Annotated in this window: 9 protein-coding genes and 1 tRNA gene; 3 read left to right on the forward strand and 7 right to left on the reverse strand. The window is 55.9% G+C overall.

Features of this window, described 5'->3' with window-relative positions; translation table 11 throughout:
* Nucleotides 1-359: 359 nt before the first annotated feature.
* A complete protein-coding gene (locus HPC62_RS04810; RefSeq protein ID WP_172353998.1) occupies nucleotides 360-2,276 on the forward strand; it encodes an ArsA family ATPase in 1,917 nt (638 codons plus the stop codon).
* A gap of 225 nt (nucleotides 2,277-2,501) precedes the next feature.
* Here the strand turns inward: HPC62_RS04810 and HPC62_RS04815 are convergent, their stop codons facing one another.
* Both HPC62_RS04815 and HPC62_RS04820 read right to left on the reverse strand, forming a co-directional pair.
* Entirely contained in the window at nucleotides 2,502-3,278 is a 777-nt protein-coding gene (locus tag HPC62_RS04815) for a CPBP family intramembrane glutamic endopeptidase (protein WP_172353999.1), read from the reverse strand.
* A gap of 30 nt (nucleotides 3,279-3,308) precedes the next feature.
* The gene (locus HPC62_RS04820) at nucleotides 3,309-4,541 is read right to left on the reverse strand and encodes a methionine gamma-lyase family protein (RefSeq protein ID WP_172354000.1); all 1,233 of its coding nucleotides are present in this window, start codon (nucleotides 4,539-4,541) and stop codon (nucleotides 3,309-3,311) included.
* A gap of 221 nt (nucleotides 4,542-4,762) precedes the next feature.
* Here HPC62_RS04820 and dtd point away from each other — a divergent pair, with 221 nt between their 5' ends.
* Entirely contained in the window at nucleotides 4,763-5,200 is a 438-nt protein-coding gene (gene dtd / locus HPC62_RS04825; protein ID WP_172354001.1) for a D-aminoacyl-tRNA deacylase, read from the forward strand.
* A 346-nt stretch (nucleotides 5,201-5,546) separates the two neighbouring features.
* Complete coding sequence (locus tag HPC62_RS04830; RefSeq protein ID WP_172354002.1) at nucleotides 5,547-6,743, forward strand: hybrid sensor histidine kinase/response regulator; 1,197 nt, start codon at nucleotides 5,547-5,549, stop codon at nucleotides 6,741-6,743.
* 106 nt (nucleotides 6,744-6,849) lie between these two features.
* On the opposite strand, the gene HPC62_RS04835 is transcribed toward HPC62_RS04830, so the two are convergent.
* From HPC62_RS04835 to HPC62_RS04855, 5 genes are all read right to left on the reverse strand, one after another.
* Entirely contained in the window at nucleotides 6,850-8,034 is a 1,185-nt protein-coding gene (locus HPC62_RS04835) for a DNA double-strand break repair nuclease NurA (protein ID WP_172354003.1), read from the reverse strand.
* A gap of 113 nt (nucleotides 8,035-8,147) precedes the next feature.
* A complete protein-coding gene (locus HPC62_RS04840) occupies nucleotides 8,148-8,738 on the reverse strand; it encodes a peroxiredoxin (protein WP_172354004.1) in 591 nt (196 codons plus the stop codon).
* Between the two features lie 791 nt (nucleotides 8,739-9,529).
* Nucleotides 9,530-9,602 (reverse strand) — tRNA-Glu (locus HPC62_RS04845).
* A gap of 324 nt (nucleotides 9,603-9,926) precedes the next feature.
* Nucleotides 9,927-10,205: an Npun_R1517 family heterocyst differentiation transcriptional regulator gene (locus HPC62_RS04850; RefSeq protein WP_068511929.1), complete on the reverse strand. Its 279-nt coding sequence runs from the start codon at nucleotides 10,203-10,205 to the stop codon at nucleotides 9,927-9,929.
* 1,321 nt (nucleotides 10,206-11,526) lie between these two features.
* On the reverse strand, nucleotides 11,527-12,840 hold the full coding sequence (locus tag HPC62_RS04855) for an NF041680 family putative transposase (protein WP_172353244.1): 1,314 nt from the start codon (nucleotides 12,838-12,840) through the stop codon (nucleotides 11,527-11,529).
* Between the last annotated feature and the right edge of the window lie 200 nt (nucleotides 12,841-13,040).

Raw genomic sequence — 13,040 nt, forward strand, 5'->3', positions numbered from 1 at the left:
TTAGCCCCCCTTAACAAGGGGGGAATCGAGCCGCTCTGGAAGTCCCCCTTATTAAGGGGGATTGAGGGGGATCGGTTCCAATACGAGGCAGCCTGAGATCCCCCCTAGCCCCCCTTAACAAGGGGGGAATCGAGCCGCTCCGGAGGTTCCCCTTATTAAGGGGGATTGAGGGGATCGGTTCCGATACGAGGCAGCTTGAGATCCCCCCTTAGCCCTCCAACAAGGGGGGAATCGAGCCGCTCTGGAGGTTCCCCTTAATAAGGGGGGAAACAAGCCCCTCTGGAAGTCCCCCTTATTAAAGGGGGATTGAGGGGGATCTAGCCTTTCAAACCTAACCCCTGACCCCTCATCGCTGCTATATGTATCCATTTGATTCTGTACATCTACTGATGGTCAGCGGCAAAGGTGGTGTCGGCAAAACGACCCTCTCCTGTGCGATCGCCCGTCGCTGGGGGCATGAATTTCCCCAGGATCGGGTGCTGCTGATGTCTACTGACCCAGCCCATTCCCTGGGCGATGTGCTGCTGACAGAGGTGACAGACGAAGCGCGATCGCTCGCTGATTTGCCAAACGTGCAGACCCGCGCCCTGGATGCGGCGGCCCTGCTGACCGAGTTCAAAGCCCGCTATGGGTCGGTGCTGGAGCTATTGGTGGAACGCGGCAGCTTTGTCGAAGGCGCAGACCTCAGCCCCGTGTGGGATCTGGGCTTTCCGGGGCTGGACGAACTCATGAGCTTGTTGGAGATTCAGCGCATCCTGGAAGATGGCGAGAGTGACCGGATTGTTGTGGACATGGCCCCTAGCGGGCACACGCTGAATCTGTTTGGACTGATGGACTTTTTGGATCAGTTCCTGGCCGCCCTCAGTCTGTTTCAGGAAAAGCATCGGGTGATGCAGCAGACCTTCGCTGGGACGTACGCCGCCGACGCAGCCGATGAGTTTTTGGCAGAGATGCAAACGCGCCTGGGCCACGGTCGCGCCTTGCTGCAAGATGCCACCCGCACTGCCTGCCTTGCTGTCGCCATCCCGGAACCGATGAGCTACCAGGAAACCCGACGTTTTCTGGAGTCCCTCGACACGCTCCACATTCCCATTGGCGGTATTGTGGTCAATCGCGTCTTGTCCGACAGCCAGCCCAGCGAGGGCGATTCGCGCAGCGATTCCTATGGGAGTCGCCTTTGCGAACAGGCCGACCTCCTGGAAAAGTTCGCTGCCCTCTGCCCCGACCCTCCGCTGCTCATCCTGCCCCAGCAGCCCACCGAACCCGTCGGCCTCGAAGCCCTCGACAGGCTCCTGCCCCAACTCCTGCCCCACACCCTCGCGCCACTGCCCCCAATTCCTCTGCCCGTCGTGCCATCGACCCTTCACCCGATTCCGCCATCGCTTCCCGATTTTTTAGACCTCCACCGTCGTCTTCTGATCATCGGCGGCAAGGGTGGCGTTGGGAAGACGACCCTCTCAGGGGCAATCGCCCAAGGCATGGCCCAGCGCCATCCCCAGCAGCGAGTGCGGGTCATCTCTATCGACCCGGCCCATTCCTTGGGCGATGCCTTTGGAACCGTGCTGGGGCACGATCCCATACCCCTGTTGCCCAACCTCAGCGCCCAGGAAATCGACGCAGACACCCTGCTGCATCAGTTCCGCGAAGATTACCTGTGGGAATTGGCGGAGATGATGAGCGGCGACACGGGCGACGACGCACTGCAAATCGCCTACGGGCCGCAGGCGTGGCGGCAGATTGTGTCCCAGGCGCTCCCCGGCATTGACGAAATGCTGGCGCTAATTGCCGTGATTGACCTGCTAGAGGACGGCAGCCAAGATTTAGTGATTTTAGATACAGCCCCCACCGGGCATCTGCTGCGCTTTTTGGAAATGCCGACGGCGCTGAATGACTGGCTTGGCTGGATTTTTAAGCTCTGGCTGAAATATCAGGACGTGGTGGGGCGGGTGGATTTGATGAGCCGCCTGCGGACGCTGCGGCAGCGCGTGGTGAAGGCGCAAAAACTGCTGAAAGATCCCAGCTTTACGGAATTTATCGGCGTGGCGCAAAATCAGTCGGCAATCCTGGCAGAAGCGGCCCGCCTGACGGATTCGCTCAGGGCGCTGGGTATCCAGCAGACTTACTTGGTGCATAACCGCTACGTGCCCGGTCAGGAGATTCCCGCGGCGCAGTTTCCGGGGCAAACCATTGTGCGGCTGGCCAGTTTACCCAGGGGAATTCCGCCGCAGGAGCTAATTCAGCTTGCCGCCACGCTCCTCTTCGAGCCGCTGCCATAAGTTAATTTGGGTTTCATTAATTTGGATTAATTGGGGCACTAATATACTTCACGCAGCAATTTCAGCCCTCACCCTAAATCCCTCTCCCAGAGCGGGAGAGGGACTTCAAGCCTATGTCTGGCTCCCCTTCTCCCCGCTTGGGAGAAGGGGTTGGGGGATGAGGGCAGTAAGCTTGCTGTCTCAAGCTATGCCAGTGCCTTAACTTGGGTCATTTGGGGACTGCGGCTAGCTACCCCCGACCCCCCGCAGCGCCAAGTCTGCACAAAAATGGGCCAGCATTGCCGCCTCCAGCCCAAGCTTCCAGTAAAGCGCCCCAAAGACGAGTCCCAGCAGCCCGTTTAGCAGCAGCGATCGCCCAATCACTACCCCCGTCAGCGGCCAGACTGCAGCGGCAGCGGGCAAATGCCCCAGCCCAAACAGCAGCGACGAGAGGGCGATCGCCATCCCAAATATCCAGGTTGGCGGCGACACGGGACGCGCTGCCAGTCGCCACAGCACCCAGGTAATCAGGGTCATCAGCCCCAGCCGCAGCCACAGTTCTTCGGTGATTCCGCCGTAAATGCTCGCCAGTAGCCCTTTCCACAGATCCACTTGGGGTCGGGTGGCGGCGGAACCCGTGAGCGGGGCTGGCATCCACGGCTGAAATAGGATATCCAGCCCCAGAATCGCCAGCCCGCCCAACCCGCCGAGCAGGGCAATGCTGAGCCAGCGACGACGGGGCATGAGGGGCAGAGGGGTGCCCGTCAGCCAGGCCCGCACCAGCGGCGAATCGAGGCCCAGCGATCGCCCCAGCCGCAGCCCCAGCCAGCCCAGCGGCCACAGCACCAGTCCGGTTTGGATGGCCTGCCCAAAGGCGACGGCCGACAGCGGCACCGCCAGATCCGCAGGCGGAGGGGCGATCGCCATTAGGTAGGGAAACACAGCCAGCGCCCCCAACGCACCCAGGATGGCCCAAAATAGGGCAATTTTTATGTTTGGCTTGGTCTTCCAGGTTCTTTGCATATAAACTGCGTAAGTCCTGTAGGTTTTGGGTCAGGTTTTTGGGCCAACGGCTACAATGGCGGCTTCGAGGGCGATCGCCACATGAGTCCAGTGGGTTCCCCCCTGGCAAAAGACCGTGTACGGCTCCCGCAGCGGCCCATCGGCAGAAAATTCCGACGTACTGCCGTCGATAAACGTGCCGCCTGCCATCACTAGCTCACTCTCATAACCGGGCATTTCCGCAGGCACGGGACTGAGGTACGACCCAATGGGGGAATATTCCTGGATTGCCTTGCAAAAGGCAATGACCTTTTCGGGTGAGCCGAGGCGAATCGCCTGGATCACATCGCGGCGGGGCGCATTGGGCAGCGGATTCACCGGATAGCCCAACTGGTGAAACACATAGCTCGTCAGATGGTTGCCCTTCATTGCCTCGCCTACCATCTGTGGTGCCAGGAATAGCCCCTGAAACAGTAGCCGATTTTGGTCAAAGGTGGCGCCGCCCTCGCTGCCGATGCCGGGGGACGTGAGCCGACAGCAGGCTTTTTCTACCAAATCTGCCCGCCCGGCCACGTAGCCGCCTGCGGTGACGATCGTGCCGCCCGGATTTTTGATCAGCGACCCGGCGATCAGGTCTGCCCCAACGGTGGGCGGTTCGCAGTCTGCCACAAACTCGCCGTAGCAGTTGTCCACAAAGCAGACGGTATCAGGATTTTGCTGCTTTACCAGGTGGATAATTTTGGCAATGTCGTCAATCGACAGGCTTTGCCGCCAGGAATAGCCGCAGGAGCGCTGGATTAGCACCAGTTTGGTTTCCGGGCGAATTGCAGTGGCCAAATCTGGCCAGGCGATCGCCCCTTCTGGGGTTAATTCCAACTGTCGATAGGACACGCCAAAGTCCTTCAGCGACCCCAGCCCCTTGCCCCGCAACCCGATGACCTCCTCCAGCGTGTCGTAGGGTGCGCCCGCCACCGCCAGCAGTTCGTCCCCCGGCCGCAGCACCCCAAACAGCGCAGAGGCGATCGCGTGCGTCCCTGATACAAACTGCACCCGCACCGCCGCCGCCTCTGCCCCCATCACCTGGGCAAACACCCGATCCAGCACCTGCCGTCCCAAATCGCCATGCCCATAGCCGCTGACGCTGGCAAAGTGATGAACCCCTACGCCGTGATGTCGAAAGGCCTCCAGCACCCGCCGCAGGTTCGCTTTTACCTGGGCATCGATGCGGGCAAAGGTAGGCTGGAGGGCGTGTTCTGCTTGGACGATTAGACTGGCACTGAGCATGATTGAGAGAGCGTTGTGCGAACAGAGGAAAAATTACACGAATCTCCTATGATGCCATGCAAAATCAGGGTTCTGCATAGAAGCAGCGGTCTTCAGGCAAGATTCAAGCAAGATTTAAGCAAGGTTCAAACAGGGTTCGGACAGGGTTCAAACAGGATTCAAACAGGGTTCGGACAGGGTTCAAGCAGAGAGCCGTTCTGGAACAGCAAGGAGTCGGGAAAATGCGGGTCGTGTTGCAGCGGGTGTCGTCATCACAGGTTACGGTAGCGGGCGAAGTTGTAGGGCAGATTGGGCGCGGGCTGAATCTGCTGGTCGGCATCGCCAGTACAGACACCGAAGCGGAACTGGATTGGATGACGCGCAAGTGTTTGGAATTGCGGGTATTTTCCAATGGTGACGGCAAATTTGACCAGTCGGTGCTGGATGTTGGTGGAGACCTGCTGGTGATTAGCCAGTTCACCTTGTATGGCGACTGTCGCAAGGGGCGACGACCGTCGTTTGATCAGGCCGCAGCTCCCCTGCTGGCAGAGGCACTGTATCACCAGTTTGTCGAAAAGCTGCGCCAGAGCGGGCTGCGCGTGGAGACGGGGCGCTTTGGCGCGATGATGCAGGTGTCGATTGAGAACGATGGCCCGGTTACGTTGATTCTGGAAAAATAAAGGCTGAGCGAGCATTGGAAAACCCAGCCGCCATCTTTGATCGGGACGCAACCTGGGCACTATCTGGGCGCAGCTAGCCCCCTTCACAGCCGACGCTCTGAATTCCGCATTTCGCCCCAAAAAACACCCTGTTAGGTGAGGGCTTTCCGAAATGCCGAACAGTATTATGAAGCCAACCGTAAAGCGCTCAGTCGTGAGTCTGTCCGGCGGATGCGCCTTCATCAGGGATTGAGCGATCGCCCCTAAAGGTATCCAACCTAAAGGCATCCAAAGTGCAATTAGTGCAATCAGTGCAATTAGTGCGATTAAAGCAGTTCAAGCAGAAGCAAAATTTCTAACAACTGGCATGAGTTGGAGCAAGCGTTTGACAATGGAACCTGGCATCGTCTTACTAATTCAGCATGACCCAGAAACGTCGGCCAAAGCGTCGGATGCATTGAATGGAACAGGGTTCAAATTGTCGGTCTGTGAAGCGGGCGAAGGGACGACTCCCGAAGGGATTGCTTCGCGAATCGCCCAGGCTGCTCAAATCCAGCCCGCGCTGATTCTCTTGGATGCCGAATCTGAGGCGATCGCCCTGGAAACCTGCCGCCAGCTTCAGTCCAATCCAAACACGAGCAGCATTCCTGTTCTGCTGCTGCTGCCGCCGACCAGCAATCCCGGCCAGCTTTATCCTGGCGTGTCCGATGTCCTGGTGAAGCCGCTGTTCACCCAGATGTTGCAGTCTAGAATTCGCATTCTGATGTCGCTCCAGACCTTGCAGCAGCAGGTGCAGAGACAAAACCAGCGCCTCCAGCAAGAAGCCCTCAGCCGCCAGTGCGCGGTTCAGACGTTGCGGGATGTGATGCATGCGCTCGCCCATGATCTGCGAAATCCTGTCCTGGGAATGCAGATGGTGTTTGGAAATTTGCTCAAGGGCACGGCTCGTCCCCTGAATTCAGGTGTAGACCTGGTTTCGGTTTCTCGCTCGGAGCTAGAGCGCATGGCTCAGGGAGTCGATTGCTATCTCGGCCTGATCAACGCGATGCTGAGTGCCCACGCCGAACCGGATGCATACCTGACAATTCAGCCCCAGCCCTTTCGTCTCGATGAACTGGTGCAAGAGGTGATCAAGGATTTGGAGCCACTGCTCAAAAAGTCGCAGGCCACGGTCTTTTGCAATATTGATCCGGAGTTGCCCCCCGTCAAGGGCGATCCCAAGCGACTGTGGGACGTGTTAGAAAACCTTCTGGTCAACGCCTTGAAGCACAATCCGCCAGGGATTCAGTTGACGGTGGAACTGCGTCAGGAAAACAATTCGGTTTGCTTTAGCGTGCAGGACAACGGCATCGGGATTCCCCAGGAGCAATGCCAGCGGCTGTTTGGGCTACACCAGCGTGGTCCAAATGCTCGGCAAGGCTTGGGGCTGGGTTTATACCTTTGCCAGCGAATCATCCAGGCCCACGGCAGCGAAATTTTAGTAGACAGTCGCCCCAAGGCAGGCGCAAAGTTTTGGTTCCTGCTGCCCTTAGCAAAAGAAGCGAAACTGGCGGCGATCGCCTGATTAGCCCTTGTGACGGCTCCGATACTCCGGCAATCCGGCTCACCTCTCAATTAGGCAATTTGCATTAGGCAATTTGCATCAGGCAATCTGTATTAGGCAATCTGCATTAGGCAATGCTGCCTCGCTTCCGAGCCTCCTTGTAAGAGGTTCCGATATTTTTCAGCCCAGCGCGGATCATTTCCCGCTCAAGCAGCGCAAAAAAACGAGCGCGATCGCCCCCGCGTACCACGGCCTGGTTGTGGGCTTCGGCCAGCGCCACCGGATAGCCATAGCCCTTTTGAACTTGAGCCAGCGTCAGGCTGAGGGCGCTGTTGAGCAATGCCTCGTCTTCTGCTACCCACTGCGGCAGGTCGATGCGGGCAATCTCTGCGCCCACGTTGACATAGCAAAAGTAAACATGGTGCGGGCCGTATAGCTCCAAAATGCGGGAGGAACTGCGCCACAGGGGGCTGCGCTCTCCGGGTTGCAGCAGCAGATTCCACAGCGCCGTATCGCGTAGTGGCGCAAACACTTGGCAGGGCGCATCTTCGGTCTTTCCGGGACAATGGGTGAGACAGTCGGGTTGGGGATGAGGACAAGCGTGGAGCCGCAGGAAATTCAGCGCTTCACCACTGCGGGCAGCGCTGAGGTAGCCCACCAGGGGAATGCGGGTGGCTCGCAGCCGATCCCAGGCTTTGAGGATGGGCGGCAGTAGGCGATCGCGGGCCTCCGTCGGCAGCGGCTCCAAAAACCAGTGAATCAGCGACCCATCTACCATTGCCAGCGTGGGCCTCTCTGGAGCCTCAGCCTTCTCTCCTTCGCCCAGTTCTGCCAGCACCATCGCCTCCGACACCGTGCGTCGCAGCCCCATCCATTCTTCGGTGCGGATGCCCCACTGGCGGGATACGTACAGGTCTTCGGGTCGGTAAAACACCTCCGGCTGGCTGTCCAACAAAGGATAGCGGTTTTGCCCGTAGTGCAGCACCACGCGCCCGACGTTAATCAAATAGCAATAGGCAATTTCATGGTGGCTGGGGGCAATTTGGGAGCCGTCGGTGGCCAGAACGGTATGCAGCCGGGGGGCCGGGTCAATGGGGAGGCGCGTATTTAGCGGCTCTACCGGACGAGCCGCAGAAAACCCCAGGCGATCGCCCCATTCCTGCTGGCGGGCCACTAGGTCTGCCTGTTGTCCCTCCACCTCCCGCAGCAGCGCCTCTGCCCGCTCTAGTCTCTGTCGGGCGGCGATCGACTCCGCAGTGAGATGCTGGCTAATCCCCTGCATCTGGCGGGCAAGCTTGGTCAAGTCGAGCATATAAGGCAGCAGTGAGATTCCCAGTCAGCCCTCAGTCTGCTCCAAATCCTAGCTCAGGTTCGCAAAACAATACAAGCGTTCTGATTGAAAATCTTTGAATCCAGTCTTCAACATTACCCGGCTGCTTTTTGCAGTTCGTCCAGTCGTGCTAGCACCTCACGACTATGAACGGCAGGATTGACACCCAAAAACCGCTCCCGCAAAATGCCGTCTGGGTCAATCAGATAGGTATGCCGCAAGGACATCGTGCCCAACCATGAGCCGTAGGCTTTGCTGACTGCGCCCGTGGTATCAGCCAACAGGGGAAACTTCAGCCCTTCGGAGTCGCAAAACTCCCGGTGAGAATCCACGTCGTCTACGCTAATGCCCAAAATCTGGGTGTTGCGGGCCTGATATTGCGGCAAGTCCCGCTGAAATCGCTGTGCCTCTAGCGTGCAGCCGGAGGTAAAGTCCTTGGGGTAGAAATACACCACGACCCACTGGCCGCGATAGTCTGCCAAAGAAACCGTGCCGTCGCCAATGTTGGTGGGCAGAGAAAACTCTGGGGCGGGCTGGTCGAGTGGGGGCTGCGGGCCGCCCAGCGCCAGGGCAGTAGGGGAAGGCGGCACAACCCAGAGCCACAAGCCCAGCAGCAGGCAGGCAGCAAGCCGGACGAGCGATCGCCCCTGGGGTAAAAGTTTCCAAAGCGCTCCAAAGACAGCCATGACGCTCACCTGAGTAACGGCAAAGGGGGGAGGGGGAGTAAACCTAGGCATTGACCTAGGCATTGTTTTAAAACTTTCTAGGTCGTTGATTACCCTGATTCGATCCCCCTAAACCCCTAAATCCCCCTTAAAAAGGGGGACTTCCGGAGCGGTTTGTCCCAGTTCCCCCTTTGTTAAGGGGGGCTAGGGGGGGATCAATAAGGCTTTAAAACACGACCTAGCGACTGTGAGAGCTAATTTGTAAAGGAGCCTGAAAGCCTTGTTAATCAAGGATTTCCGAGAAACCGCTTTTCCTGGGCAAACATGACCTCAAAGCCACACATGCCAAGAGTTTCAGGCTTCTTAAGATTTGCTTCATAAATTAGCTCTGAGTTTCGTAGCTCACTTTTCTTAGCATACCGTTACATTTCCCTGTCAGCAGAAGATCGGGCAAGAAACCGCAAAACGCCCGACCCGCGAAATTTTAGATAAGCTTGCTGCTTTGCTTATCGTGCCGCCGAGGTTGCACAGGCTGTAGCGAGAATTTGCAAATCGTCTGTTCTCAATCTAAGTCAATCTAGCTGAGCCATTCCAGGCACTGTTTTAAAACTTTCTAAGTCATTGATTGCCCTGAGTCGATCCTCCTCCTTAAAAAGGGGGACTTCCGGAGTGGCCCGGCTCGGTTCCCCCTTTGTTAAGGGGGGCTAGGGGGGATCAAAGGGTTTTAAAACACGCCCTAGTCTCAAAATCACAAAGCCCCTCTGAAGTGAACCTCAGAGGAGCTTTAACTCGTTTACGAACTGTTATCGGGATACCCCCAGGGGAATTCGAATCCCCGTCGCCTCCGTGAAAGGGAGGTGTCCTAGGCCTCTAGACGATGGGGGCTTGTCCCAGACTTAAACTAGACTAGCGAATAGAAGTTGCAAATGTCAACACCTTTTTCATAGATCCGGCATTGATCTGGCATTGACGTGCCATCCGGATAAGCTGGAAGCTCACTGGCAGCCAGTGATGTAGCTGGGCAGGCCCAACTGGACGAGAGCAAATCGGCAACAGGCGGGAACCTAGGCGATGGGAGACTGGAGGGCGATCGCCACACTCTCGAACACCGCAGTTCCCAGAGGCTCATCTAGAGGCTCCTCTGGAAGCTCACAGTCGCTGAAGCGTCAAAATCTCAGAGTTCTGTCCGCACTAGCCCGTTCTGCTTGGCTAGCTTGCGTCGCTGGAGTTTCTCAGCCGAATCAACTGGCGGCGCATTTGCGGCGAAGCGTTTACTTCGGGAACCTCTTGAGCCGACACTTCTACCTCGATGGGTTCTAGGTATTCATCCGCACCACAGGCAAAGGCATCCAGCAAGGTGTCGAGCAAGTGCTCTCGGTTGCCCAAGGCTCCTTTCTCCTCGATCAGGCGAAACTTGAGGTGAACCTCGCAGTCATAAACACCCACATCGGGATTAACGGGCTGGTATCGAACAGAATTGGGTTCCATGTTTGAAAATCGCACTCCTGCGCCGAACAAAGGACCAGTAGAAACTTAGTAAACGCCAACGAAGACCCGGAGCGTAAACAGACCAAATTAAGTACGTCAAAAAGTACGTCAAACACTTTGGTAAAGTCGTCAGCCATTGATTAGAGGGAGTTGCTGACTCGATGCGGATTTCAGTAGCGACTCAATCACTTCAGTCCAACTGCCTATCTCCAGGATTCCCAAATTGTGCATTGAACTTGCGAACAAACAACTCAAGGTGAGTCAACAAAGTTGGTTGCTAGATGAGTTAAAGTTGCCAACTGAGTCGAAATCTGAGAGTCCCCTGGCATTGCCCTGCGATCTGCTACTTGCCACTATCAAACGCTATCAAAGCCCCGGATTCCTTGAAATCAAGTGCCTAGATGGCTCTTAATTTGAACATAGCATTCTTCTTTAGGAGGCTGGAGTTAGTTTCTATGAAGTGTATGTGAGGACTTATTCTCGTCTTTATATGTCCTTCAAACGAACTTTTTTGACTTTCAATACGCAGTTGTGAAAGACACTTTTAAATCTGAAACGATACGGAATCTCCCGATTCAAGAGCGTGCTGTTTTTCTGTAGAGTTGCCCCAGGAATTTACGGAGTGAACAACTCACAAACTACACGGAGATTAGCAGACAATATCCTTCGATCGTCAGGTAAAAAAAATATGCTGAGGGCGATCGCCCGCCTTTGTCATAAAGGATTTCGGCGCTTCAAGCAGTTTGAATTGACCGTAAATTATGGATCATGGCTTTCCGTACTCCCGCATCATTAAAGACATACATGCCTATATCCATGCTTGTACGGAGTATCGATCCAAACTTCGGATTTTTCGCTGTCAACGCTCTGAGCGGTAATTCATGACTGTACAAATAACGCACCAATCTTGTTCTACGCACTTACGTATAGAAGTTGGTGTCTCTGAATGAACTTGAAACGGGGCATCTGATTTTGTCCTCATTACAACCGCGCAATTCTCTACGCAAAACGTCTGATTTCGTTCGGGGTTTCTACCGTTGGATTTTTCAGCACGCCGGAATTGCCACATGATTGCCCAGAAAAGGAAGGAATTAGCGAGTTTTCAGCAGAATTGAAAGCGAAATTGGAATGTATGAATTGTTCAACTTATTGCATTAAGAAATCCACTCAGTACAGGTTCTTGCTGGGTTTGTACGGGCATTTTTTAACTTTAGTTTGGACTAACTGGCATCACAATAATGCTCAACAGGATGCCATAAAGAATCTGCTCAACCGTTCATAACAGTTGAACTTAAGGAATTGGATACAATCCTGCTCGCAGTTAAGCTGCTGTTGCAACCGGACTGTTCAGGGATTGTTCGGATGTCTTGCGTTTCGAGGCTCGTTTTTTGACCATCGGATAGCAGGGACGAGGAGTTGGCTTGTGCCCCTTGCCTCGTCCTGGCGATTTACCACGAGGTTTAGGCGCAGGAGCAGGGGTGCCAATCGCTGCCAAAATGCCTGCAAACGCTTGTGCGACCCGACCCGGAGTCAACGTTTCTTGCGGTGCCTGCCAGGGCAAGGGGTGGTCAGTACAGTCCTTTCGCGCTAACCACAACTGCCAACTGAGCAACGGCATCAGGCTGCTCCACTGTTCGGTTGCCGATACAGAACTGAACTGGGGATGTGTCCAATATAGCCTCTGCTTGGCAAAGCGATACCAGTGTTCAATGGCAAAGCGACGGAGGTAGTGCAACCACAGGGTTTCTAACGGAGGCATCTGCTCACCCAGCCAAACTAACCACAAAGGAGCCAAGCGTCGCGTGCTGCTCTGTGTCTCCAGCACCTCCACGCGCAACACTTCCATTGCCCGTTTGGGGGATTTGCGGAAATGGTATGCACTCCAACGACTGACCCGCACTCGTCCCCAGTTGGGATCATCGACTTCAACGGTTTCGACCGGGACACTCCAAGTGTCAGGGTCATTGAGTTTCATCTTATGTCCATGCTTGGCAGGTGCGCCTCGCCCTCGATACGCTGGGGGCGCGCCATAGACACATCGATTGGATGTAACCCGCAGCAGCAAGTCTGCCTCAATCCCTGCCGTTTGGTTGACAAAACTGGCATTGCCGTACCCTCGGTCGTAGATCGCCAACGGACGCACCGCTAACTGCCGAGTCACTTGTTTGAGTTGGAATGCCGCTTTACTGGCGGGTGTTTCAAAGCTGGTGATGCGCTCATGCCGCAATGGTAATGCCCAACTGCCCCTGTCTTCAGCAATCCAGGCTAAGGTACTGTAGTTTTGTCCGGCTATCGGGGCATGTCCTGTTCTGCCTGATAAGGTGCGGTCTTTCAAACGCCTGGCAGCAGGACGGTTCCACCGACTCGCATCACCTGCCAACAACGGTTGCTGCTGAGTCGGTATCTGCTGCACCAACAGCTTCAGCACCTTTGATCGGGGTAGGCGGCTATCGCGCAACGCTTCATAGGTGCTCGACCACTGGCGACGAAAGACAGGACTCTGCGATAGCCTCACAAACGACACGATGCACGCACTCACTAACACGGCATCCATCAGATCAAACAGGGCATCTCTGGCGTTTCCCAAGCTGGCATACAACGTTTGGCGAAATTGCTGAAGTTCGTTGAAAATCATGGGGTCAATGTTGGTTGTACTTCATTGACCTTACGGCAGTCGGTGCTTCTCATTGACTGCCTTCCTCTTCACCATTAGTCCAAACTAAAGTTTTAATTGCTGGTGATATTTATCACAAATCGAAGTGGGCGATTGTCTGAACGCAGGAGAGTGGGCAGGGCGATCGCCCAACTCATGCCCGACCGCGTTAAGTCCCTGCA

The organism is Thermoleptolyngbya sichuanensis A183 (assembly GCF_013177315.1).
Classification (GTDB): Bacteria; Cyanobacteriota; Cyanobacteriia; order Elainellales; family Elainellaceae; genus Thermoleptolyngbya; species Thermoleptolyngbya sichuanensis.